At 72.9% G+C, this 24,869-nt stretch carries 17 protein-coding genes and 1 pseudogene; 1 reads left to right on the forward strand and 17 read right to left on the reverse strand.

Features of this window, described 5'->3' with window-relative positions:
- Positions 1-108 precede the first annotated feature (108 nt).
- From ACFY01_RS20890 to bldG, 10 genes are all read right to left on the reverse strand, one after another.
- Entirely contained in the window at positions 109-1,776 is a 1,668-nt protein-coding gene (locus ACFY01_RS20890) for an alpha/beta hydrolase (protein WP_390737205.1), read from the reverse strand.
- A 109-nt stretch (positions 1,777-1,885) separates the two neighbouring features.
- Positions 1,886-3,091, reverse strand: coding sequence for a DNA polymerase III subunit delta' (locus ACFY01_RS20895; RefSeq protein ID WP_390737206.1), 1,206 nt, complete (start codon positions 3,089-3,091; stop codon positions 1,886-1,888).
- Positions 3,092-3,185: 94 nt separating this feature from the next.
- On the reverse strand, positions 3,186-6,419 hold the full coding sequence (gene tmk, locus ACFY01_RS20900) for a dTMP kinase (RefSeq protein ID WP_390737207.1): 3,234 nt from the start codon (positions 6,417-6,419) through the stop codon (positions 3,186-3,188).
- Positions 6,420-6,571: 152 nt separating this feature from the next.
- Positions 6,572-9,397 carry a type I DNA topoisomerase gene (gene topA / locus ACFY01_RS20905; RefSeq protein WP_390737208.1) on the reverse strand — a complete coding sequence of 942 codons (2,826 nt, stop codon included), beginning with the start codon at positions 9,395-9,397 and terminating at the stop codon, positions 6,572-6,574.
- 263 nt (positions 9,398-9,660) lie between these two features.
- Positions 9,661-9,858 carry a hypothetical protein gene (locus ACFY01_RS20910; protein ID WP_361797876.1) on the reverse strand — a complete coding sequence of 66 codons (198 nt, stop codon included), beginning with the start codon at positions 9,856-9,858 and terminating at the stop codon, positions 9,661-9,663.
- Between the two features lie 971 nt (positions 9,859-10,829).
- Positions 10,830-12,368 carry a methyltransferase gene (locus ACFY01_RS20915; protein WP_390737209.1) on the reverse strand — a complete coding sequence of 513 codons (1,539 nt, stop codon included), beginning with the start codon at positions 12,366-12,368 and terminating at the stop codon, positions 10,830-10,832.
- A gap of 19 nt (positions 12,369-12,387) precedes the next feature.
- Positions 12,388-13,005, reverse strand: coding sequence for a small secreted protein (locus ACFY01_RS20920; protein ID WP_390737210.1), 618 nt, complete (start codon positions 13,003-13,005; stop codon positions 12,388-12,390).
- A 193-nt stretch (positions 13,006-13,198) separates the two neighbouring features.
- Positions 13,199-15,607, reverse strand: coding sequence for a sodium-translocating pyrophosphatase (locus tag ACFY01_RS20925; protein ID WP_390737211.1), 2,409 nt, complete (start codon positions 15,605-15,607; stop codon positions 13,199-13,201).
- A gap of 318 nt (positions 15,608-15,925) precedes the next feature.
- Positions 15,926-16,357 carry an ATP-binding protein gene (locus ACFY01_RS20930; RefSeq protein WP_390737212.1) on the reverse strand — a complete coding sequence of 144 codons (432 nt, stop codon included), beginning with the start codon at positions 16,355-16,357 and terminating at the stop codon, positions 15,926-15,928.
- A gap of 286 nt (positions 16,358-16,643) precedes the next feature.
- On the reverse strand, positions 16,644-16,985 hold the full coding sequence (gene bldG, locus ACFY01_RS20935; protein ID WP_010986038.1) for an anti-sigma factor antagonist BldG: 342 nt from the start codon (positions 16,983-16,985) through the stop codon (positions 16,644-16,646).
- 81 nt (positions 16,986-17,066) lie between these two features.
- Between bldG and ACFY01_RS20940 the strand changes: the two genes are divergently transcribed.
- A complete protein-coding gene (locus tag ACFY01_RS20940) occupies positions 17,067-19,634 on the forward strand; it encodes a DEAD/DEAH box helicase (RefSeq protein WP_390737213.1) in 2,568 nt (855 codons plus the stop codon).
- Between the two features lie 40 nt (positions 19,635-19,674).
- Here the strand turns inward: ACFY01_RS20940 and ACFY01_RS20945 are convergent.
- From ACFY01_RS20945 to ssd, 7 genes and pseudogenes are all read right to left on the reverse strand, one after another.
- Positions 19,675-19,995 (reverse strand): annotated as a pseudogene (locus tag ACFY01_RS20945) (Rv3654c family TadE-like protein); the annotation flags it as partial.
- Positions 19,992-20,378: a TadE family type IV pilus minor pilin gene (locus ACFY01_RS20950; protein WP_390737214.1), complete on the reverse strand. Its 387-nt coding sequence runs from the start codon at positions 20,376-20,378 to the stop codon at positions 19,992-19,994. The pseudogene ACFY01_RS20945 and the gene ACFY01_RS20950, both read right to left, overlap by 4 nt.
- A 70-nt stretch (positions 20,379-20,448) precedes the next feature.
- A complete protein-coding gene (locus ACFY01_RS20955) occupies positions 20,449-20,649 on the reverse strand; it encodes a DUF4244 domain-containing protein (RefSeq protein ID WP_390737499.1) in 201 nt (66 codons plus the stop codon).
- Between the two features lie 88 nt (positions 20,650-20,737).
- Positions 20,738-21,529: a type II secretion system F family protein gene (locus ACFY01_RS20960; RefSeq protein WP_390737215.1), complete on the reverse strand. Its 792-nt coding sequence runs from the start codon at positions 21,527-21,529 to the stop codon at positions 20,738-20,740.
- Positions 21,526-22,401 (reverse strand): type II secretion system F family protein, encoded by an 876-nt coding sequence (locus ACFY01_RS20965; RefSeq protein WP_390737216.1) that lies wholly within the window; start codon positions 22,399-22,401, stop codon positions 21,526-21,528. The genes ACFY01_RS20960 and ACFY01_RS20965 overlap by 4 nt, the downstream gene beginning before the upstream one ends.
- Entirely contained in the window at positions 22,394-23,632 is a 1,239-nt protein-coding gene (locus tag ACFY01_RS20970; protein ID WP_390737217.1) for a TadA family conjugal transfer-associated ATPase, read from the reverse strand. The genes ACFY01_RS20965 and ACFY01_RS20970 overlap by 8 nt, the downstream gene beginning before the upstream one ends.
- Positions 23,629-24,723 carry a septum site-determining protein Ssd gene (ssd, locus tag ACFY01_RS20975; RefSeq protein WP_390737500.1) on the reverse strand — a complete coding sequence of 365 codons (1,095 nt, stop codon included), beginning with the start codon at positions 24,721-24,723 and terminating at the stop codon, positions 23,629-23,631. Before ssd ends, ACFY01_RS20970 begins: the two co-directional genes overlap by 4 nt.
- Positions 24,724-24,869: the final 146 nt, after the last annotated feature.

The raw sequence follows: 24,869 nt of genomic DNA on the forward strand, positions 1-24,869 counted from the left end.
CCATGGTGCGATCAGCAACGTCGGTAAGTCTACACAGTTTCCGGGGGTGCTTCGTACACGCCCCGGGGCGGGGGGCTCCGGGGCGTGGGGTGGGGGCGGGAGCTGGGGTTATGCGCAGCGCTTGGCGGGGGCGGGGGGTGTGCCGTGCAGGAGGTAGGTGTTGATCGCGGAGTCGATGCAGGTGCTGCCCCGGCCATAGGCGGTGTGGCCGTCGCCGACGAAGGTGAGGAGGCGGCCCGAGGAGAGCTGGTGGGCCAGGGACTGGGCCCAGCGGTAGGGGGTGGCCGGGTCGCGGGTGGTGCCGACCACGACGATCGGGGCGGCGCCCTCGGCCTGGATGCGGTGGGGTTCGCCGGTGGGTTTCACCGGCCAGTACGCGCAGTTCAGGGAGGCCCAGGCGAGGCCGTCACCGAAGACCGGGGACGCCTTCTCGAAGGCGGGGAGGGCCTTCTCGACCTGTTCGGGGGTGGAGAACGCGGACGGGAGGTCCAGGCAGTTCACGGCGGCGTTGGCGAACATCAGGTTCGTGTAGCGACCGTCGGGGTCGCGTTCGTAGTAGCTGTCGGACAGGGCCAGCAGGCCCGCGCCGTCGTTGTGCTTCATCGCCGAGCCCAGGGCGGCGCGCAGTTGCGGCCAGGTCCCCTGGTCGTACATCGCGGCGATCACCCCGGTCGTGGCGAGGGCCTCGCCGAGCTTGCGGCCGCTCGCGTCGCCGGCGGGGATGGGGTGGGCGTCGAGCTTCTGGAAGAAGGCCTTGAGGTTGTGGCCGACCTGGGTGGGCGTCGTGCCCTTGTGGCCGAGCGGGCAGTCGCCGTGCCGTACGCAGTCCTTCGCGAAGGCCTGGAACGCCGTCTCGAAGCCCGCGGTCTGGTCCAGGTTCATGCGGCGCGCGGGAAGGGAGGGGTCCATCGCGCCGTCCAGGACCACCCGGCCCACGCGCTTGGGGAACAGGCCCGCGTACGTCGCCCCGAGGAAAGTGCCGTACGACGCCCCCACGTAGTTCAGCTTCGGGTCGCCCAGTACGGCCCGCAGGATGTCCATGTCCCGGGCCGCCTCCACCGTGGAGACGTGGCGGAGCAGCCGGGGGTCGTGCGCCCCGCAGCCGCCGGCGAACTTCTTGTACGCGTTGACCAGCGCGTCCGTCTCCTTCTGGCTGTCGGGGGTGGCGTCCGTCTGGGTGAACGCGTCCATCTGCCGCGCGCTGAGGCACTCGATCGGCTCGCTGCGGGCGACACCTCGCGGGTCCATCGCGACCATGTCGTAGCGGGCGCGGACCTTGGCCGGGTAGCCGAGGCCGGCGTACTGCTGGAGATAGGCGATCGCCGAGCCGCCCGGTCCGCCCGGGTTGACCATGAGCGAGCCGATGGGCTTGCCCTTGCCGGTGGCCTTCTTGCGCGCGACGGCGAGCCGGACGTCTCCCGCGCCGGGCTCGTCGTAGTTCAGCGGGGCCTTCATGGTGGCGCACTGGAAGCCGGGGGCACCGCAGCTGCGCCAGGTCAGTTTCTGCGTGTAGTACGGCGTGAGGCCGGACGGGGTGGCGCTCGGCAGCGCGGCGAGGGCCGCCTCGGCCGCGCCGTCCGCCGCGCGCGTCGTACTCGTCGCGCTCGTCGCGCTTCCGGCGGAGCAGGCGGAGACGAGCAGCGCGGCGGCCGCGATCAGGGGTACGGCCGCCCTGCCGCGGCGGGGCCGGACGGGAAGGGTGGCCCGGGGGGCTCTGGTGGCCCCGGGGGTCTCGGTGGTTCGGGCGGTCGGGCGGAGGATTCGCCTGAGGTGCATCAGGCGAGCGTAACGCTGTGCCATGGATCGGATGCCCTACGTGTGCGCCGTGCCTCTTACGGGTGATGCCGTCAATCCGTGCGCTGGTCACCCCACTTCCGTGTGCTGGTCACCCCGCTCTCAGAGCCATCGTCATCGCCTCCACCGCCAGCAGCGGTGCCACGTTGCGGTCGAGGGCCTCGCGACAGGCGGCGATCGCCTCGATGCGGCGGAGTGTGGATTCCGGGGAGCTGCCCCGGGCGAGCCGCTCCAGGGCGTCCTCGGCGTCCCCGTTGGCGATCGCCACGCGGGAGCCGAGCTGGAGGGCCAGGACGTCGCGGTAGAAGGCGGTGAGGTCGCCCAGCGCGACGTCCAGGCTGTCGCGCTGCGTACGCGTCCTGCGCCGCTTCTGCATGTCCTCCAGGTCCTTCATCACGCCCGCCGTACCGCGCGGCAGCCGGCCGCCCTGGGCGGCGCCGAGAGCCGCCTTCAGCTCCTCGGCCTCCTTGCCGTCCATTTCCTCGGCGAGCTGCTTGGCGTCCTCCGCCGCCGCGTCCACCAGCTCCTGCGCGGCCTTGAGGCAGGCACCCACCTCGTCGAGCCTGAGCGGCAGCTTCAGCACGGCGGCGCGGCGCTCGCGGGCGGCGGGGTCGGTGGCCAGGCGGCGGGCCCGGTCGACATGGCCCTGTGTGGCGCGGGACGCCGCGGCGGCCACGCCGGGTTCCACGCCCTCGCGCCGTACGAGCATGTCGGCGACGGCATCGACGGAGGGCGTGCGCAGGGTGAGGTGGCGGCAGCGGGAGCGGATGGTGGGCAGGACGTCCTCGATCGAGGGGGCGCACAGCAGCCAGACCGTACGGGGGGCGGGCTCCTCCACGGCCTTGAGGACGGCGTTGGCCGACTTCTCGTTCAACCGCTCGGCGTCCTCGACGAGGATGATCTGCCAGCGGCCGTTCGCCGGTGAGGTGAACGACTTGCGGACCGTGTCCCGCATGTCCTTCACCAGGATCTCCGCGCCGACCGCGGCGACGGTGTTGACGTCGGCGTGGGTGCCGACGAGCGCGGTGTGGCAGCCGTCGCAGAAGCCGCAGCCGGGGGTTCCGCCCAGGGCGCGGTCGGGGCTCACGCACTGGAGGGCGGCGGCGAAGGCCCGCGCCGCCTGGTTGCGGCCCGCGCCGGGCGGCCCCGTGAACAGCCAGGCGTGCGTCATCCGCGACGCCTCCGGCGGGGGCGCGTCGGCGGCGGCCGCGGTGACGAGGGCGTCGGCGTCCCGAGCGGCGGCCTCGAGCACCGCGCTCACCTTCTCCTGCCCGACGAGGTCGTCCCACACGGTCATGGGTCACGCCGCCCTTCCGTCACGTTCACCTTGCGCAGTCCATTGTGCGGGGCGGCACTGACAACGGCCCGGTCGGCAGTCGGCGAGGAGGCGCTCAGCGCCCCCGGCCCCGCCGGCGCCCCCGCCCCTCGTCGGGGCCCTCGTCCTCCCGGTGCGGTCCGAGCAGTTCGTCCGCCAGCGACGGCAGGTCGTCCAGCGGCGTCTCCTCGGCCCAGTCGGGCCGCTCCCGCCGCCGGGGCGCCCCGTCCTCGTCGACCTGCGGCAGCTCCCGGGTCCGGTCGCCGGAGCCGTCGGGGTCCGCGGCCGCCCGCTCGTCGCGGAAGAACCCCTTCGGCATCCGGTCCGCGGGATCCGTGTTCCGCACCGGCGGCAGCACGGCCGTCTCGTCCGCCGGACCCGGAGCGACCGGCGGCAGTACGGCGGTCTCATCGGCCGCACCGGAGGGCACCGGCGGCAGGACCGCCGTCTCGTCCGCCGCACCGGAGGGCACCGGCGGCAGGACCGCCGTCTCGTCCGCCGCCCCGGAGGGCACCGGCGGCTGCGGCAGTTCCGCCGTCACCTCGGAGTCGGCGTCCCGGTCCCGGACGGGCCGCAGCACGGCCGTCTCCTCCACCGGACCGCCCGACGCGTTCTTCGGCGTCACGACGGGCGTGGGCACGGTCAGCGCCTCCGGCGGCGCCACGGCCGCGTCGGGCACCACCGGGCGCGGACCGGCCTGCGCCTCGGCCGCGGCCCGCTCGGCCGCCCTGCGGGCCTCCTCGGCACGCAGCAGCGCCTCCTCGGCCCTGCGCTGCTTCTCCAGACGCCGTGCCTCGGCCTCGGCGTGCAGCCGGGCCTGCTCCTCGGCCTCCTGGCGCCGCCGCTCCTCCTCGGCCCGGCGACGGGCCTCCTCCTCGGCGCGGGCCTTCTCCTCGGCGAGCAGCCGCTGCCGCTCCTCCTCGGCGCGGCGCTTCGCTTCCTCGGCCCGCTGCCGGGCCTCCTCCGCCTGCCGTTCGGCCTCCCGGCGCTGCGCCTCCTCCAGCTCGCGCCGCTTGCGCTCCTCCTCCTCGGCGCGCAGCTTGGCGAGCTGCTCCTGGCGCTCGCGCTCCAGACGCTCCTCCTCGGCCTTGCGGGCGGCCTCCTCCTCGGCCCTGCGGCGGGCCTCCTCCTCGGCCTTCTTGCGTGCCTCCTCCTGGGCCTTGATCTCCGCCTCGGACAGCGGGAGCACGGTGTCGAGCCGGTGCCGGATCACGGTCGTGACGGCCTCGGGCTCCTGGCCGGCGTCGACGACCAGGTAGCGGCCGGGGTCGGACGCGGCGAGCGCGAGGAAACCAGCCCGCACGCGCGCGTGGAACTCGGCCGGCTCCGACTCCAGCCGGTCCGGGGCCTCCGTGAACCGCTCCCGGGCGGTCTCCGGCGAGACGTCGAGCAGGACGGTGAGGTGCGGTACGAGGCCGTTGGTCGCCCAGCGGTTGATGCGGGCGATCTCGGTCGGGGACAGGTCGCGGCCCGCCCCCTGGTAGGCCACCGAAGAGTCGATGTACCGGTCGGAGACGACGACGGCCCCGCGCTCCAGGGCGGGCCGTACGACGGTGTCGATGTGCTCGGCGCGGTCGGCGGCGTACAGCAGCGCCTCCGCGCGGTGCGACAGGCCCGCCGACGACACGTCCAGCAGGATGGACCGCAGCCGCTTGCCCACCGGGGTCGCCCCGGGCTCCCGCGTGAGCACGACCTCGTGGCCCTTGGCCCGGATCCACTCGGCGAGCGCCTCGGCCTGGGTGGACTTGCCGGCGCCGTCGCCGCCCTCCAGGGCGATGAAGAAGCCGTTGCCCGCCGGGACGGTGGCGGGGTCGTCGCCGCCGAGCAGCGCGTCCCGCAGGTCGTGCCGCAGCGGCACTCCGGAGCGGTCGTCGGCCTTGGCCAGCACCAGCGCGGCCACCGGCAGCAGCAGCGCGCCGACCAGCATCAGCGTGAACGCGGCGCCGCCGTGCGCGAACACGAACTTGCCGTTCTCCAGCCGGTGCGGGCCGATGAGCGCCGCCACCAGGGGCGCGATCAGCGCGCCGAGCGCCACGAAGACCCGTACGACCGCGTGCAGGTGCTCGGTCGTGCGCGGCCGGCGGTACTCCTCGGTCTCCTGGTCGAGGAGGGTGTGCCCGGTGTTGGCGGCGACACCCGCGCCGACGCCGGCCAGCGCGCAGATCAGCAGCACGCTGGTGACGTCCGGGACGAGCCCGGCGGCCAGCAGCGCGATGCCGGTGAAGGCGATCGCCAGCGCCAGCATCCGGCGGCGGGAGAGCGAGGGCAGCAGGGAGGGCGCCGTACGGATGCCGACGACGACCCCGCCGGTCAGTGCGAGCACCAGCAGCCCGTACAGCACCGGGCCGCCGCCCAGGTCCTTGGCGTGCAGCACGGCCACGGCCACGGCGGCGGAGATCGCTCCGGCGACGGCGGCGCAGGCCAGGACGAGCAGCGGCAGCGCGCTCGTGCGGCCCTTGTCGACACCCGTGCCGGTCTTGGGGCGGCGCAGTCCCTCCAGCGGGGACCGCGCGCGGGGGGTGCGCGTGGCGGGCAGTTCCAGGGAGGTCAGCACGGACAGGGAGGCGGCGAACAGCCCGGCCGCCACGTACGACCCGAGGGCCGCCTGGTGCTGGGCGAACCAGGCGATCCCGGCGCCCAGCAGGTTGTTGAACAGCGAGGCGACGACCAGGGCCACGGCGGCCAGGGGAATCGCGACGAAGCTGGTGCGCAGCGACAGGCGGCGCAGGGCGTCCATGTGGTCGGGCAGCGGCCGCACCGTCGCGCCCTCGGGGGGCGGGGCGGGCAGCAGCGCGGGGGCCGCACTCTCCCGGCACACCGTCCAGAACCGTTCGGCGACCCCGATCAGGAAGGCGGTCACCAGCAGGACGGCCAGCGCGTTGGCGGGAGTCCAGTCGATCCACAGCGGGGCGACGATCAGCAGCGCGGCGCGCAGCCCGTCGGCGCCGGCCATGGTCCAGCGGCGGTCGAGCGGCCCCTCCTGGGAGGTGAGCGAGGTGAGCGGTCCGAGGAGGACGGCTCCGAAGAGGAGGGTCGCCAGGATCCGCGCCGCGAAGACGGTCGCCACTGCGAACGCCACGCCTCGGTAGCCACCGCCGAACGAGCCTTCGGTGATCGCCGCCTGAAGGACGAGGACGACCAGGACGAGGAGCGCGAGGGTGTCACCGACACCGCTCACGAGCTGTGCGCTCCACAGCCGCCTCAGTTCGGGCCGGCGCAGCAGCGCACGGACCGCGCGCTCACGGGAGTCCGCCACGAGGGTGTCGTCGGGGGCCGGGTTCTGGGCCGTTGGCTGCTCGGCTCGCGTCATGCTTTCAGCCTATCGGCAGGGGACGACAGCCCGCCGTGGCCGTCCGGACGTGCGCACACCCCGACACCAAAGTGATGCCGGGGCGTTCTTTTCGCGAAGTGTTCGTGCGGGTCGTGTGGATGTGGCGTCAGTCCTCCGCCGTCGGTGTGGCGTCAGTCCTCCGCCGTCTTGGAAGCCGTCGCCTTCTTGGCGGTGGTCTTCTTGGCGGTGGTCGTCTTCTTCGCCGCGGTGGTGGTGGTCTTCTTCGCGGCCGTCTTCTTGGCCGCGGTCTTCTTCGCCGGAGCGGCCTTCTTCGCGGGCGCCTTCTTCGCCGTCTTCTTGGCGGGGCCCTTGGCCCGCTTCTCGGCGAGCAGCTCGAAGCCGCGCTCCGGGGTGATCGTCTCGACGCTGTCGCCGGAGCGCAGGGTCGCGTTGCTCTCCCCGTCGGTGACGTACGGCCCGAAGCGGCCGTCCTTGACCACGACCGGCTTGCCGCTGACCGGGTCCTCGCCCAGCTCCTTCAGCGGCGGCTTGGCGGCGGCGCGACCGCGCTGCTTCGGCTGGGCGTAGATCGCCTGCGCCTCCTCCAGCGTGATCGTGAAGATCTGGTCCTCGGACTGGAGGGACCGCGAGTCCGTGCCCTTCTTCAGGTACGGGCCGTAGCGGCCGTTCTGCGCGGTGATCTCCACGCCCTCCGCGTCCGCGCCGACGACACGCGGCAGGGACATCAGCTTCAGGGCGTCCTGGAGCGTGACCGTGTCCAGCGACATCGACTTGAACAGCGAGGCCGTACGCGGCTTGACGGCGTTCTTGCCGGTCTTCGGGGTGCCCTCGGGGAGCACCTCGGTGACGTACGGGCCGTAGCGGCCGTCCTTGGCGATGATCTGGTGACCGGTCTCCGGGTCGGCGCCCAGCTCGAAGTCACCGCTCGGCTTGGCGAGCAGCTCCTCCGCGAGCTCGACGGACAGCTCGTCCGGCGCCAGGTCGTCGGGGATGTCCGCGCGCTGGTGCTGCTCGGTGTCCTTCTCGCCGCGCTCGATGTACGGGCCGTACCGGCCGACCCGCAGCACGATGTCGTTGCCCACGGGGAACGACGACACCTCGCGCGCGTCGATCGCGCCCAGGTCGGTCACCAGCTCCTTGAGGCCGCCGAGGTGGTCCCCGTCGCCGTTGCCGGCGTCGGCCGCGGCACCCGTGACCGACCCCTCGCCGAAGTAGAACCGCTTCAGCCACGGCACGGCCTGCGCCTCGCCGCGCGCGATGCGGTCGAGGTCGTCCTCCATCTTGGCGGTGAAGTCGTAGTCGACGAGCCGCCCGAAGTGCTTCTCCAGGAGGTTGACCACGGCGAAGGACAGGAAGGACGGCACCAGGGCCGTGCCCTTCTTGAAGACGTAGCCGCGGTCGAGGATCGTGCCGATGATCGACGCGTACGTCGACGGGCGGCCGATCTCGCGCTCTTCCAGCTCCTTGACCAGCGAGGCCTCGGTGTAGCGGGCCGGGGGCTTGGTGGCGTGCCCGTCGACCGTGATCTCCTCGGCGCTCAGCGCGTCGCCCTCGGCGACCTGCGGCAGGCGGCGCTCGCGGTCGTCGAGCTCGGCGTTCGGGTCGTCGGCGCCCTCGACGTAGGCCTTCAGGAAGCCGTGGAAGGTGATCGTCTTGCCGGACGCGCTGAATTCGACGTCCCGGCCGTCGGCGGCGGTGCCGCCGATCTTCACGGTCACGCTGTTTCCGGTGGCGTCCTTCATCTGGGAGGCGACGGTCCGCTTCCAGATCAGTTCGTACAGCTTGAACTGGTCGCCGGTCAGACCGGTCTCGGCGGGCGTGCGGAAACGATCACCCGAGGGCCGGATCGCCTCGTGCGCCTCCTGCGCGTTCTTGACCTTGCCGGCGTACGTGCGGGGCGTGTCCGGCAGGTACTGGGCGCCGTACAGCTGCGTGACCTGGGCGCGGGCGGCGGAGACCGCCGTGTCGCTCAGGGTCGTGGAGTCCGTACGCATGTACGTGATGTAGCCGTTCTCGTACAGCTTCTGAGCGACCTGCATGGTCGCCTTCGCGCCGAAGCCGAGCTTGCGGCTGGCCTCCTGCTGGAGCGTCGTCGTACGGAACGGAGCGTACGGCGAGCGGCGGTACGGCTTGGACTCGACGGACCGCACGGAGAAGCGGGTGTTCTCCAGGGCGGCGGCGAGGGCGCGGGCGTTCGCCTCGTCGAGGTGGAGGGTGTTCGCGCTCTTGAGCTGTCCCAGGGAGTCGAAGTCGCGGCCCTGCGCGACGCGCCTGCCGTCGACGGTCTGGAGGCGGGCGACCAGCGACGACGGGTCCGACGGGTCACCGGCGCGGCCGGTCGCGAAGGTCCCCGTCAGGTCCCAGTACTCGGCGGAACGAAACGCGATGCGCTCGCGTTCCCGCTCCACGACGAGCCGGGTGGCGACGGACTGGACGCGGCCCGCCGACAGGCGCGGCATGACCTTCTTCCACAGCACCGGCGAGACCTCGTAGCCGTAGAGGCGGTCGAGGATGCGGCGGGTCTCCTGGGCGTCGACCATGCGCTGGTTGAGGTCGCGCGGGTTGGCGACGGCCTCGCGGATCGCGTCCTTGGTGATCTCGTGGAACACCATCCGCTTGACCGGGACCTTGGGCTTCAGGACCTCCAGGAGGTGCCACGCGATGGCCTCGCCCTCGCGGTCCTCATCGGTGGCCAGGAAGAGTTCGTCGGAGTCCTTCAGCAGGTCCTTGAGCTTCTTGACCTGGGCCTTCTTGTCGGCGTTGACGACATAGATCGGCTCGAAGTCGTGTTCGACGTCCACGCCGAGGCGGCGGACCTCGCCGGTGTACTTCTCCGGCACCTCCGCGGCGCCGTTGGGGAGGTCGCGGATGTGCCCGACGCTCGCTTCGACGACGTAGCCGGGGCCGAGGTAGCCCTTGATCGTCTTCGCCTTGGCAGGCGACTCGACGATGACGAGTCGGCGGCCGCCCTGTGCGGTCTCGCTGGTCGGGGACAACTTCGCTCTTCTCTCCGGTCGACGCTGGGGCCTCCCCAGACCTTGGTCCAGGGGGCGTGGCGTTGCTCTGTGGCTCGCTCTAGTGACGCTGCGGAGTGTGACGGTACATCCCGCCCCCGTGTCAAACGGGAAAAGCTCACAACGGCCACTCGAACGGTAACCCGACTACCGCCCTTCCTGCCGCCCGGAGTCCTCAGCCGACCGCCCGTCCCTGTCCGGAGCGTGACGCTCCCCTTACTGGGACGACATGCTGCGGGCCGCCTTCACAGGCGGGTCAGGCAGTACGTTCCGAGGCCCAGCGCGATCACTGCGGCGAGGCCCGCGAGGGTCGCGGATGCGACCTGACTCACACCGAGGGCGACCGGCTCGCCGCGCCGGACCCGGGTGACGGTCCACACCAGCAGTGCGGCTCCGAACAGGGCGAACACCGCTCCCGCGAAGATCGCCGGTCCGCTCTCCATGACCCCGTGCGCCCCTTGTCTGCCGTCTGCGAGTGCCCAGCGCGGGGAGAGTGACACGTCCGGGCGGCGGGCGGGCGAACCAGAGGTGAACACCGGGCCGACAACACTCCGCGCGCCCCTTCGCGCGCCTCGGGGCGGTCGGGGCGGAGATATTTTTTTCCGGTCGATTACTTGCCGTCGGCATACCCCGGGAACGCCGGAATCCGATTCCCCCACTTCTTGGCCGGTTTCCGACGGCTGCGGTTCCGGGGGTTCCGGGGCGGGCAGTGGGCTGGGCTCAGGCCGCCGACGGCCGACTGGTGGGGGCGCGTGGGCCGGGCGCGCGGGCCTGGCAGGCGGGGCCGAGCCCGTGGGGGCGTCGGGTCGGCGGCCCGTCGGCTCGGCGAGGCTCGGTTCGGTTGGTTCGCGTCCTGGGACCCGCGACGCCAGCCCTCGTACCTGGCGGGTCGGATCGGGGCGGCCGGTGGCCCGCGGCACCGCGGTGCCCGGACACGTGGGACGCGTGGGTGGGGCGCCTCGGAGTCATCGGGCTCCCTGCGGCCCTCAGCCGGGCAGCCCTTGGTCCGGCCCTCAGTCCGCCCGCGCTCGACCGACCGGGCTCGGCCGGGCATCCCGACGCACCCGGCCCCTGAGCCCTCGGCCGCATGCCCACACGAGCCGGTGGCCTCGGCCCGGCACCCAGGCCCGCCGGTCTCGGCCTCGGCCCGGCGGCACCTCCAGGCAGCCGGACCCGGTCCGCTGGCCGTACAGCCTCGGCCCGATGCCCTGACCTGACCCCGGCGAGAACCCCGCGCCACGCCCTCGCCCAGCGGCCCCGGCGCCCTACGCCCTCGACCCAGCGGCCCCGGCCCTGCGACCACGGCCCCGACGATCTCGGTCCCGCGGAAGCCCAACGACCTCGCCCCAGCAGCTCGGGCGCCCAACAACCTCGGCCCAGCGCCTCGGCCCGTCGCAGGCACCCGGCCCCGGTCTCAGCCCGCCGGCTCCAGGAACCCCTGTTCCACCAGCAGCCGGATCTGTGCCGGTGTGCGGTCGCGCAGGATCACGGGGTCCTCGCCCATCAGCTGGGCGATGGCGTCCAGGATGCGGCCCGCGCTGAGGGTGCCGTCGCAGACGCCCGCGAAGCCGGCGCCGACCGTGTCCACCTTGGTGGCGCGGCGCATCCCGCGGTGTTGGCGCAGCACCACGTGCTCCGGGTCCTCGGCGCCGGGCAGCCCGACCTGCTCCTGGACCACCTCCGCGGCGAGCTTGAAGTGCCCGGCGAGCAGCGCAGCGTCGTCGTGCTCCCGCAGGTAGTCGAGGCGTTCGAAGTGAGCCCGGACCGTTTCCCCGAGCGGCTGTTCGATCGGGTGCGGCCACTCCTCCACGGTGACCGAGGGTTCGGCGGCCCCGGTCCTGCGCAGCGTGATCCAGCCGAAGCCCACCCCCTTGACCTTGCGCGCCTCGAACTCCTCCAGCCAGGCGTCGTACCGCGCCTGGTACTCGGCCGGGCCGGACCGGTGGTCACCGGCGTCCCTCAGCCACAGCTCGGCGTACTGCGTGACGTCCTGCACCTCGCGCTGCACGATCCACGCATCGCATCCGCGCGGCACCCACGACCTGAGCCTGTCCTGCCAGTCCTCCCCTTCCACGTGCTGCCAGTTGGCGAGGAACTGCGCGAACCCGCCCTCGTTCAGCCGTTCCCCCGCTCCCTGAACGAGCGAGCGGCACAGATCGTCCCCGCCCATCCCGCCGTCGCGGTACGTCAGCCGGGCGCCGGGCGAGATCACGAAGGGCGGGTTGGAGACGATCAGGTCGTGCGTCTCCCCCTCCTTGACGGGCTCGAACAGCGAGCCCTGGCGCAGGTCGGCGGCGGGGGCGCCGGACAGTGCGAGGGTCAGCGCGGTGATGTGCAGCGCGCGCGGGTTGAGGTCGGTCGCCGTCACGCGCGTGGCGTGCCGGCCGGCGTGCAGCGCCTGGATGCCGGATCCGGTGCCGAGGTCGAGCGCCGCGTTGACGGGGGTGCGGACGGTGATGCCCGCGAGGGTGGTGGACGCGCCGCCGACACCGAGGACGACGCCCTCCTCACGGCTGCCGATGCCGCCCGCGCCGCCGACCGCGCACCCCAGGTCGGACACGATGAACCAGTCCTCGCCGCCGGGCCCGCCGTACGGCCGCACGTCGACGGTCGCGGCGACGTCGCTCCCGGCGGCACCCCCCGGGCGCGTCAGCCAGCCGCTCTCCAGGCACTCGTCGACGGGCAGAACGTCCGCCACGCGCGCGTGCGGCACCGGTTGCTGTAGCAGGAACAGCCGTACAAGCGCTTCCAGGGGCGTGTCGCCGCGGGTCGCCCGGAGCGCGGGCACGGTCTCGCTGCGGGCCAGCGCCGCGTACGCGGGCGCGCCGAGCAGCTCGAGCAGCCCGTCGGCGGTGAAGGAGGCGCCGAGCAGGGCGTCGCGCAGCCGGGCGGCGACGTCGGGGCGGTCGGCGGACGGCAGGGAGGGCACAGTGGCGTTACTCACGCCCCCCATTGTGACCCGCGGGCCGGGCTCAGCCCGCGGCCGTCGGCGCCGAGGCCGAGGCGGACACCTTCTTGCAGCTCGCCTGCTTGGCGATGGCGTCCTTGACGTCGCCCTGCTCCAGGTTCTGAAGCGCGGTGGTACCGCTCTGGCTCTGCTTCTGGAGATCCGTCATCTGGGTCGCGATGTCGTGCAGCCCGGTGGCGAACTTGCCCTGGTTCTTCGTGTCCAGCGCGTCGACCTTCTTCTTCAGGTCGGCGTAGGCCGCGGAGAGGTCGTTGAGGTTCTTCACGGCGTCCTGCTGCCGCTTGGCGCCGCTGTCGACCCCGGGAGGCGCCCCGGCGCCGCTGATGGCCGACGCGAGCGCCTTGTAGCCGTCGGACATGTCCTGGAAGGCCTGGGAGTCGGTCTTCTGGATGGTCGCCGGAGGGTTGGAGGTGTCCGAGGCGGTCTTCGTGATGGCGGCGTTGGCGGCCTTGATCTTGGCGTCCTGTGCCGGCACCGCGTCGCAGACCTGCTTGGCCCACGCGTCCAGCTTCGGGTTGCCCTTGTCGCCGCCGCTACTGCATCCCGTCAACGCCACTGCCAGTACCGCACCGCCGGACAGCGCGGCCGCGAGCTTCTTGTTCACCGGTTTGGTCCCTTCCATGGCTCTCGGCCCCCGGAATCTACACGCCGGACGGCGGACGCCCCAGTAATAACATCCGTTAAGACCGTATTAGGACTGTTTGAACCATGAGAGAAGGCTCACGGTGAGGCGGCGCACACACGTGAAAGCGGGCGGAGGGCGCGCCAACGCGCGCCCTCCGCCCGCCCCTTGACCAGGGCATCCGTAAGACGGCCTACGAAACCACCGCAGGATCAGCCGACTTCGACACCCGCTCCGCGTTTCCCTCCTCGTCCCCCACGGCGATGCCGCGCCGCTTGGAGACGTACACCGCTCCGACGATCACGATGAACGCGAGGACCGCGATCGCGATCCGTACGCCGATGTTCTTGTCCTCTCCGTAGGAGAACTTGATCACCGCGGGCGCGATGAGCAGCGACACCAGGTTCATGACCTTCAGCAGGGGGTTGATCGCGGGACCGGCGGTGTCCTTGAAGGGGTCGCCGACCGTGTCGCCGATCACCGTCGCCGAGTGGGCCTCGCTGCCCTTGCCGCCGTGGTGGCCGTCCTCGACGAGCTTCTTGGCGTTGTCCCAGGCACCGCCGGAGTTGGCGAGGAACACCGCCATCAGTGTGCCCGCGCCGATCGCGCCCGCCAGGTACGAGCCGAGCGCACCGACGCCGAGCGTGAAGCCGATGAAGATCGGCGCCATGACGGCGAGCAGACCGGGCGTGGTGAGTTCCCGCAGGGCGTCCTTGGTGCAGATGTCGACGACCTTGCCGTACTCCGGCTTCTCGCTGAAGTCCATGATCCCGGGGTGCTCGCGGAACTGCCGCCGCACCTCGTACACCACGGAACCCGCCGACCGCGACACCGCATTGATCGCCAGCCCCGAGAAGAGGAAGACGACCGCCGCGCCCGCGATCAGGCCGACGAGGTTGTTGGGCTGGGAGATGTCCATGATCAGGCTCATCGGCGCGCCCGGTCCGGACAGTTTCTCGCCGACGTCCTGCGCGCCGGTGGTGATGGCGTCGCGGTACGACCCGAACAGTGCCGACGCCGCCAGCACGGCGGTGGCGATGGCGATGCCCTTGGTGATGGCCTTGGTGGTGTTGCCGACCGCGTCCAGGTTGGTGAGCACCTGCGCGCCCGCGCCCTCGACGTCACCGGACATCTCGGCGATGCCCTGCGCGTTGTCGGAGACCGGACCGAAGGTGTCCATGGCGACGATCACGCCGACCGTGGTGAGCAGGCCGGTGCCGGCCAGGGCCACCGCGAACAGGGCCAGCATGATCGACGTACCGCCGAGCAGGAACGCCCCGTACACGCCGAGGCCGATCAACAGGGCGGTGTAGACGGCCGATTCGAGACCGACCGAGATACCGGCGAGGACGACGGTGGCCGGGCCGGTGAGCGAGGTCTTGCCGATGTCCCGCACGGGACGGCGGTTGGTCTCGGTGAAGTAGCCGGTGAGCTGCTGGATCACGGCGGCGAGCAGGATGCCGATGGCCACCGCGACGAGGGCGAGGATCCGCGGGTCGCCGTCCTTGCCCTTGATCGCCGCGTCGGTGACGCCGTCGAGGTCGGCGTACTTGGCGGGGAGGTAGGTGAAGACCGCCGCCGCCACCAGGGCCAGCGAGATCACCGCGGAGATGAAGAAGCCGCGGTTGATCGCGGACATCCCGCTGCGGTCGGAACGGCGCGGGGCGACCGCGAAGATGCCGATCATCGCGGTGAGCACGCCGATCGCGGGCACCAGCAGCGGGAAGGCGAGCCCGGAGTCGCCGAACGCCGCCTTGCCGAGGATCAGCGCGGCGACCAGGGTCACGGCGTACGACTCGAAGAGGTCGGCCGCCATGCCCGCGCAGTCGCCGACGTTGTCGCCCACGTTGTCGGCGATGGTCGCGGCATTGCGCGGATCGTCCTCCGGAATGCCCTGTTCGACCTTGCCGACCAGGTCGGCGCCGACATCGGCGGCCTTGGTGAAGATGCCGCCGCCGACACGCATGAACATGGCGATGAGGGCGGCGCCGAGGCCGAAGCCCTCGAGCACCTTCGGCGCGTCGGCCGCGTACACCAGCACCACACAGGAGGCGCCCAGCAGGCCGAGCCCCACCGTGAACATGCCGACGACGCCGCCCGTGCGAAAAGCGATCTTCATGGCTTTGTGCGAGACGGTGGTGAGATCCTTTTCCGGCTCACCTTCCGCCGGAGTCGCTTCCCGGGCCGCCGCGGCTACGCGCACATTGCTGCGCACGGCGAGCCACATGCCGATATAGCCGGTGACCGCCGAGAACACGGCACCGATCAGGAAGAACACCGACCGTCCGGCACGCTGATTCCAGTCGTCCGCGGGCAGCAGCATGAGCAGGAAGAACACGAGGACGGCGAATACGCCGAGCGTGCGCAGCTGCCGGCCGAGATAGGCCTTGGCGCCTTCCTGGACCGCTTCCGCGATCTGCTTCATGCTGTCGGTGCCCTCGCCTGCCGCCAGCACCTGGCGCACCAGGACGCCCGCGACCACGAGCGCGGCCACCGCGACGGCCGCGATGACCGCCACGATGATCCGGTTGTCGTCGGTCAGGACTGCGGCTGCGAAGGTTGTGGGGTGGTCCAGCTGATGAGGGGTAGAAAGCCCCGCCATTCGTCCTCCTTGACGCTTGGGCTGAGCTCAAGATGTGGACGGATTCTAGGTACCGGAACCTGATCTAAACAGAGCGCGGTAAACGGAATTGGCCTTCACCTGCTCTTCAGCAAATGATCGACATCGCGCCACAGAACCCGAAAGCGGTAATGCCTCAAAAGCATTGACGCTTGATCAAATTATCGGCGGTTGATCGTGAATTCGTTCACGAATTCCGGCGTGTGTCGACAATAAGACAGGACACCGGGTGACGCCAGCGCAGGGCGACAACACAAAAGGACCCTGCTGAGCAGGGCCCTTCGGGTGATGCGGGGTCGTTCAGGCGAGTGCGACGGCCGGCGGTGTGGTCGGCCAGGTCATGCGGATCAGCCCGCCATGTTCCCCGGTGCTGACCTCCACGTCGTCGACGAGGCCGCTGATGACCGCCAGGCCCATCTCGTCCTCGTCGGCCTCCACGTCCGCATCCGGGGCGGCTCCGGCGGACGTCCCCGGGACCGCGTGCGGTGCCTCGTCGCCGACCTCGATGGAGAACTGTTTCTCCTCCTCGATCAAGGCCACCTTCACCGGCGCCGTGATGCCGACGCTCTGGTGCAGTCCGACGGCACGGGAGCAGGCCTCGCCCACGGCGAGCCGGACCTCGTCGAGGACGGCCTCGTCCACCCCGGCCCTGCGCGCCACCGCTGCCGCCACCAGCCGGGCGGTCCTGACGTGCTCGGGCAGCGCGCTGAAGCGGAGTTCGACGGTGGCCATGCATCCCCCTCGGAACATCGGGCTGCGGTCGGGGGCCGGGCCGTCGAGAGCCCGAGCCCCCTGATGAATCTTCTTCCGCCCGGGCGATCGACACCCGGGAGCGGACGGACCGGATCGACCGGGCGACCGGGTCGACGGCACACGAGGCCCAGGCCCCGCAGCACCTCGACGGCTCGGTCCGGCCGGCGGCCCGGGTTCGCCGCCACGCTCCGGGCCGCCTCAGCGGCTCCGCGGCGTGTCGTCGGCCCGGGACCGGCCGGTGACCGAGACCGGTCGGTCACCCGAGTCAGTCGGTTGCCGCCACCGCTTCCTCGACCGAGGTGTGAATCGGGAACACCTTGGTGAGACCGGTGATGCGGAAGATCTTCAGAATGCGCTCCTGGTTGCAGACCAGGCGCAGCGAGCCCTCATGGGCACGCACCCGCTTCAGGCCGCCGACCAGCACGCCGAGACCGGTGGAGTCGAGGAAGTCCACGCCCTCCATGTCGACGACGAGGTGGAAATTCCCGTCGTTCACCAGCTCGACCAGCTGCTCGCGCAACTTGGGCGCGGTATATACGTCGATTTCGCCACCGACCTCGACGACCGTACGATCGCCGACGGTACGGGTCGACAGGGACAGGTCCACGGATCCTCCAGCACCTTGCTATCGAGCGGTCGTCCCTCGGGCACCTCGGCTTGCGGCCCCCGGGACGCATCGCCAGCCGCGATGGCATTCAATCACTTACCGGCAGGCGTGCACGACGCCTTGGCTCCATTGTCCGTCACGCCAGTGACACACTCGGTGCCGATGGCCAAGAATCACCGAACCGATCGACCCCCGGCGGAACCCGTGTCCCGGTTCTCGCCGGGCACGGTCCTGGACCGGCTCGCCTCGGGACCGAGCCGGGCCTCGCGCATCACTCATACGGAGCACTTGCCCCCGCGCGCGGGTCGCCATGCCGTTTGGCCTGATCGAATTCGCCCGGAGGTGATCGCCGCCGTACAGGCGTGCGGCATCGAGCACCCCTGGGCCCACCAGGCACTCGCCGCCGAGCACGCCCTGGACGGCGACTCGGTGGTCGTCGCCACCGGCACGGCGTCCGGCAAGTCCCTGGCCTACCTCGTCCCCGTGCTGTCCACACTCCTGGACGGCTCGGAGGCGGCGAACGGCCGCGGCGCCACCGCCCTGTACCTGGCCCCGACCAAGGCCCTCGCGGCCGACCAGTGCCGTTCGGTGAAGGAACTTTCACAACCGCTGGCTTCCGCGATTCGCCCGGCCGTGTACGACGGCGATACTCCGTTCGAGGAACGCGAGTGGATCCGCCAGTACGCCAACTACGTCCTGACCAACCCCGACATGCTGCACCGCGGCATCCTCCCCTCCCACCCCCGCTGGGCCTCCTTCCTGAAGGCGCTCAAGTACGTCGTCATCGACGAGTGCCACACCTACCGGGGCGTCTTCGGCTCCCACGTCGCCCAGGTCCTGCGCCGGCTACGCCGCCTGTGCGCCCGCTACGGCGCCTCCCCGGTGTTCCTGCTGGCCTCGGCGACCGCCGCCGAGCCGTCCGTGGCCGCCCGCCGGCTGACCGGACTGCCGGTGGTCGAGGTCGCCGACGACGCCTCCCCGCGCGGGGAACTCGTCTTCGCCCTCTGGGAGCCCCCGCTGACCGAGCTGCACGGCGAGAAGGGCGCCCCGGTCCGCCGTACCGCCACCGCCGAGACGGCCGACCTGCTCACCGACCTCACCGTGCAGGGCGTCCGCTCCGTCGCCTTCGTACGTTCCCGGCGCGGGGCCGAACTGATCTCGGTGATCGCCCAGGAACGCCTGGCCGAGGTCGACCGCTCCCTCACCCGGCGTGTCGCCGCCTACCGGGGCGGCTACCTCCCCGAGGAGCGCCGCGCGCTGGAGCGTGCCCTGCACTCCGGCGAGCTCCTCGGGCTGGCCGCCACGACGGCCCTGGAGCTCGGTGTGGACGTCTCCGGCCTGGACGCCGTGGTGATCGCCGGGTACCCGGGCACGCGCGCGTCCCTGTGGCAGCAGGCGGGCCGGGCGGGCCGCTCCGGCCAGGGCGCCCTGGCGGTGCTGGTCGCCCGCGACGACCCGCTGGACACCTTCCTGGTCCACCACCCCGAGGCCCTGTTCGACCAGCCGGTGGAATCCACCGTCCTCGACCCCGACAACCCCTACGTCCTCGCCCCGCACCTGTGCGCGGCAGCCGCGGAGATCCCGCTGACCGACGACGACCTGGAGCTGTTCGGGCCCGCCTCCGCGGAGCTGCTGCCGCAGCTGGAGGCCGCGAAGCTGCTGCGCCGCCGTACGAAGGCCTGGCACTGGACCCGGCGGGAACGCGCCGCCGACCTGACCGACATCCGTGGCGAGGGCGGCCGGCCGGTGCAGGTCGTCGAGGCCGGCACCGGACGCCTCCTCGGCACCGTGGACGCCTCGGCCGCGCACTCGACGGTGCACGAGGGCGCCGTCCACCTGCACCAGGGCCTTACGTATCTGGTGCGTTCCCTGGACCTGGAGGACTCCGTCGCCCTGGTCGAGCAGGCCGATCCGCCGTACTCGACGGTCGCCCGCGACACGACGTCGATTTCCGTCCTGGAGACGGACACCGAGGTCCCCTGGGGCGCGGGACGGCTGTGCTACGGCTCGGTGGAGGTCACCAACCAGGTGGTGTCCTACCTGCGCCGGCGTGTCATCACCGGTGAAGTGCTGGGTGAGACGAAACTCGACCTCCCTCCTCGTACGCTGCGCACGCGCGCGGTGTGGTGGACGGTCACCGAGGACCAGCTGGACGAGGCCCGGATCAACCCGGAGATCCTCGGCGGCGCCCTGCACGCCGCCGAGCACGCCTCGATCGGCATGCTGCCGCTCTTCGCGACCTGCGACCGCTGGGACATCGGCGGGGTGTCGGTCCCCCTGCACCCCGACACGCTCCTGCCCACCGTCTTCGTGTACGACGGCCACCCCGGCGGCGCGGGCTTCGCGGAGCGCGCCTTCCACACCGCCCGCGACTGGCTCACCGCCACCCGCCAGGCCATCGCCTCGTGCGAGTGCGACGCCGGCTGTCCGTCCTGCATCCAGTCCCCCAAGTGCGGCAACGGCAACGATCCACTGCACAAGCGGGGCGCGGTGCGACTGCTCACGGTGCTGTTGCGGGAGGCTCCGGAGGAGAAGCCGGAGGAAGGGGAACTGGAGGACCTGGAGCAGGAGAAACCGGAGGAAGAGGATCCGGGAGGGGAGAAACCGGGAGAGGGGAAGCCGGTCCGGCAGGTCCCGCCCGCGATCTGACCTCCGCCGCGAACGGCCCCTGGCCGGACGCCGCCGTCACGTCCGCGGTCTCCCCCACGATCGCGCACCGCACCAGACGTGCCCCCTGGGCCCGCGCCACCCGGTCGGCCCGGGCGCAGGCCCCCGTGGTGCCGTCCGCCCAGTGGTCCGCCGCCGCGAGCGCCGCGAGATCGGCACCGCCGGCCGCGCGGTGCCGGACGACGAGGGCCTGCCCGAGGGCCAAGAGAACGCCGAAGACCACGCACAGCACCGCGATGGCGGCGACGCTCCAGACGGTCGCGGACCCCTGGTCGCGGCCGCGGCCCGGGAAATCGCGGCGGCCCGAGAAGTTCCGGAAGCGGCCCGGGAAACGGTCTCTCATGGTCCCGCCCCCACCCCCGTCCCGGCGGGCGCGGCAGGCGCGGCGGAGGCGGCGGGCGGCCCGGCGCCCACGGTGTCCTCCGCCGCGGCCACGGCCTCCTCCCGCACCTCGAAGGGCAGGCCGGACAGCACCGGCGGTCTCGCCACGACCGTCACCCGCACCTGTTCCCCCTCCCTGGCCACGGTGATCTTCGCGCCGTCCGGTGCCGCCTCACGCGTCACCGCAACCACCGCGTCCGGGGCGTCCTGACGGGCCGCCGCCCGGGCGCCGGTGCGCGCGGCGTCCACGCACTGGAGCTGCGCGGCCATCGCGAGCAGTCCCCAGACCAACGCCATGGTGAACGCCACCAGCACCGGGAGCACCACGGCCGCCTCCGCGGTCACGAACCCGCCATCCGTGCTCCGTCCCCGGGCGCGCCCTCGGTCCCGCACCCGGGCGCGCCCGCACCGGCGGTCACATCCGCGCACTGAGGGCTCGTTTCACGATGTCCTGCAGTTCCGTCCGGACCTGCCCGCTCGTCACGACCTCGTAGAGCAGCATGGCGAACCCCACCGCCGCGACGATGCCCATGGCGTACTCCGAGGTGACCATGCCCGCGTCCCGGCGCCACCGCGCCCGCAGCCGTCGCCCCGCGTCTTTCGGCTTCATGCTCATGCTGGCCCCCGTGTTCCTGCTCATCTCAACTCCCGTGCTCCTGTGAGGTTCGTTCCAACGACCGCTTCTGATCACTTCGCCGGTTGCTTCACTTCGCGCCACCCCCTCCCACCACGCCGCTCGCCAGCCCGATCACCACCGGCAGTACGCCGACCGCGATGAAGGCGGGCAGGAAACACAGCCCCACCGGGGCGCTCACCAGAACGGCCGCCCGTCTGGCCCGTGCGGTCGCGGCCCGTGCCCAGTCCGCGCGCGCGTCCACCGCGAGCCGCGCGACCGGTGTGGCCGCCGGGAGCCCCGACTCGTTGGCCCGCTCCAGCAGCCGGGCCAGGGCGCCGGCGCCCGGCACCGAGGCCAACCGGCGCCAGCCGTCCGCCGGTTCGCCGCCCAGGCGCACCTCCGCGGCGCCCTGTGCCAGCGCCTCCCCGACGGGGCCTCCGAGGGCCTCGCCCACGGCCCGGGCGGCGGCCACCGGTCCCGCTCCGGCCGCGATGCAGGCGGCCAGGAGATCGGCGGCGAGCGGAAGTTGGCGGGCGGCCGCCGCGGCGTCGAACCGCACCGCCCGGGCCGCGTCGTCCCCCTGCCTCCTCCGCCACCGCCACAGCACCACGGCGGCCACCAGGCCCACCGTGGCCCCGCCGGCGCCCCCGACCAGAACCCACCCGGTGGCCACCACGCCGGCCATGGGCAGCCATCGCCGTAGGGCACCCCGTACGTCCGCGGACGGTCGCGGGGGCGGGGCTTGCAAGGCCAGCAGCTCGGCCAGGCGCCGCCGCGCCCAGCGCCTGCGCCGTGCCATCTCGATTCGCCGCACCAGCCATCCGAGGGCCACGACCGCCGAGACCGCCATCCCCAGCCTGTGGACGAGTTCGGTGCTCATACCGCCTCCGCCGCGCGCACGATCCGCGCCGACCACCACAGCCCGGCGGCCTCCAGCAGTCCGCCGAGCAGCAGACAGCCCATCCCCGCCCCGCTGTGCAGCAGGACGTGCAGAGGGTCGGCGCCCATGGCCGTACCGAGCAGGAGACCGAGGGCCGGCAGGCCGGCGAGCATCACCGTCGTGGCCCGCGCACCCGCCAACTGAGCGCGCAGGTCGGCACGTTGGTCCCGTTCGGCGCGCAGCGCCGTGCCGAGCCGGTCGAGGCCCGCCGCGAGCCCGGCGCCCTGGTCCACCGCCACCCGCCAGCAGGCCGCGAGCCCCAGCAGCCCCTCGGCGCCCGGTTGCCGGGCCGCCCCCGCCAGCACGCCCGGTACGTCGCCGCCGAACCTCGCCGCCGCGAGCACGGCCGCCTGCGCCTCGCCGAGCCCGCCGGAGTCCCGCGCGGCGTACAACAGCGCCTCACCCGGCTGCCGTCCGGCGCGCACCTCCCCCGCGAGCACCCCGCACAACGCGATCACGGCGTCCCCGCGCCGCGCACGCGCCCGCCGTGCCTCCCTGGCCAGCCGCATCCGGCGCAGCACCGGCACCCCGGCCGCCCCCGCGACGACCGGGACGACCGAGGCGCCCAGCAGCGCCAGCACCAGCCCGACGCCCAGCGCCCACCACTCGCCCCGCAACCGGCCGCCCAGGCGCCGTAGTTCACCCACGACCTGCCGGGCGGAGGGCGGACCGGCCCCCACCACTCCACCGCTCGCGAGCAGCAGCCGTGCCCGCCGTGCCCCGTAGTGCCGTCCGCCCGTCAGCCACGCCGCCGCTCCGACGCACGCCAGAGCGGCGCCCAAGGCCACCTCAGCCGTCGAGACCTCACCCATGTCCCTCGCCTCCTTCGTCTCCGTGACCGTTCGTCTCGCGGCCCGGTTCGTCTTCGACGTCGCTTCCGAGCAGCCCGCGCAGCCGCTCCCATCCCCGCTCCCGTGCGAAGGCCTCGGGGCCCCAGCGCAGCGCCGGCACCGTCCGCACCAGCCCGGAGGGGTCCCGCTCCAGCACGTGCACCTCGGAGATGCGGCGCCGGCCGGCCCGGTCGCGCACGAGGTGCAGCACCACCGACAGCGCGGCCGCCAACTGGCTGTGCAGCGCGGCCCGGTCGAGCCCGGCGGCCGTGCCCAGCGCCTCCAGGCGGGCCGGTACGTCCGCCGCGGCGTTGGCGTGGACCGTGCCGCAGCCGCCTTCGTGTCCCGTGTTCAGCGCGGCCAGCAGATGCACCACCTCGGGGCCGCGGACCTCGCCCACGACGAGCCGGTCGGGGCGCATCCGCAGCGCTTGGCGCACCAGGTCCTCGAGGGTGACCAGGCCCGCGCCCTCCTGGTTGGCGGGTCTGGTCTCCAGCCGTACGACGTGCGGATGCTCGGGTCGCAGCTCGGCGGAGTCCTCGGCGAGCACGATCCGCTCACCGGGCCCGACCAGTCCGAGCAGCGCGCTCAGCAGCGTCGTCTTTCCGCTGCCTGTGCCGCCGCTGACCAGGAAGGACAGTCGCGCCCGCAGCAGCGCCCGCAGGATCCGGTCCCCGCCGGGCGGCACCGTGCCCGCGGCGACCAGTTCGTCGAGCGTGAACGCCCGGGGCCGTACCACCCGCAGGGACAGACAGGTGCAGCCGACGGCCACCGGGGGCAGCACCGCGTGCAGCCGTGTTCCGTCGGGCAGCCGGGCGTCGGCCCAGGGGCGGGCGTCGTCGAGCCGGCGTCCGGCCACCGCGGCCAGCCGCTGCGCGAGGCGTCGGACGGCCGCCGCGTCGGGGAAGGTCACGCCGGTGAGCTCCAGTCCGCCACCGCGGTCCACCCACACCCGGTCCGGGGCCGACACCAGGACGTCGGTGACCGACGGATCGACGAGCAGTGGCTCCAGCGGCCCGCTGCCCACCAGCTCGGACCGCAGCTCGGCGGCGGCTCCGAGGACTTCGGCGTCGCCGAGCACCCGTCCCTGTTCCCGCAGCGCCTGTGCCACGCGCGCGGGTGTCGGTTCCGCTCCGCTCTCGGCCAGCCACCGTCGCACGCCGTCGAGCAGCGCCGGGGAGTCCGCCCGTTCGAGCTGGGCAAACGTGTTCATGCGCCACCCGCCTCCACCAGGGCCTGCTCCCAGAACCGCGTGCAGAAGCGCGCCAGCGGCCCGCGGCCGGCCGCACCGGGTGGTTTGCCGCCGCCGTCCGGGCGCATCAGCCCTGGTTCGACGGGCACCTCGCCGGCCAGGGGCAGGCCGAGCAGCCGGGCCACCTCTCGGTCGTCGAGTCCGGGCGCGTACGGTCCGCGTACCGCGACTCTGAGGTCGCGCAGGACCATGCCGACGGCGGACGCCACCCGTCCGGCCGCCGCGACGGCACGCAGTTCGGCGGGCACGACGAGGAGCGCGAGGTCGATCTGGGCGAGCGCCTCGGCGACCCCGTCGTCCAGGCGGCGCGGCAGGTCGACGACGACGGTGCCCCCGCGCCGCCGGGCCGCGGCGAGCACCGCCCGCACGGCCTGGGGCGGGATGGCGACGCAGTCACCGCGGTCCCAGCTGAGCACCCGCAGGGAGTGCAGCCGGGGCAGCGACTCCTCCAGGGCACCGCCGCCGACCCGGCCGCGTGAGGCCGCGAAGGCGGGCCAGCGCAGCCCGTCGGCGCTCTCTCCGCCGAGGAGTACGTCGAGTCCGCCGCCGAGCGGATCGGCGTCGACGAGCAGGGTGCGCTGTCCCTCGCGCGCGGAGGTGACGGCCAGGGCGCAGGCCAGCGTGGACGCGCCGGCCCCGCCTCGGCCGCCGATGACGCCGACGGTCAGCGCCGGGCGGCCCACGCCCTCGGCGACGTCGGCGATGCGGTCGACCAGCCACTGCTCGCCCTCGGGAAGCATGAGGACGTTGTCGGCGCCGATCTGGACAGCCCGTTTCCAGACGCCGGCGTCGTCCTGGTCGCGGCCGACGAGTACCACCCCCTGCCGACGGGCGGCCCCGCGGACGCGGTGCGCCGCGTCGTCACCGACCAGTACGAGCGGCGCCGCTTCCCAGCCGCCTCCGCGTTCCGGTGCCCCGTGATGGACCTCGGGTGTGGCTCCGGCCGCCGCGCACAGACGCAGCAGGTCGTCGAGGAGGCCGGGGTCCTCGGTGATGATCAGTGGCTGCCCGGCACCGGCGGGCTGCGGATCATGAGTTGCGGTCTTGGCCATGGTGCGTTCCCCCTTCGCCGCGTCGTGCACGCAGTCCTCTGCGGCCACGCGATTCCCAAATGTGTGAAGAACCGGCAAGCGGTCTCCATATGAGCGACCGATACAAACCGGCCATTGACGCTCCGGCAAACAGGACCGGCCATGAA

The sequence above is a fragment of the Streptomyces sp. NPDC001480 genome, from assembly GCF_042894725.1.
Lineage (GTDB): Bacteria > Actinomycetota > Actinomycetes > Streptomycetales > Streptomycetaceae > Streptomyces.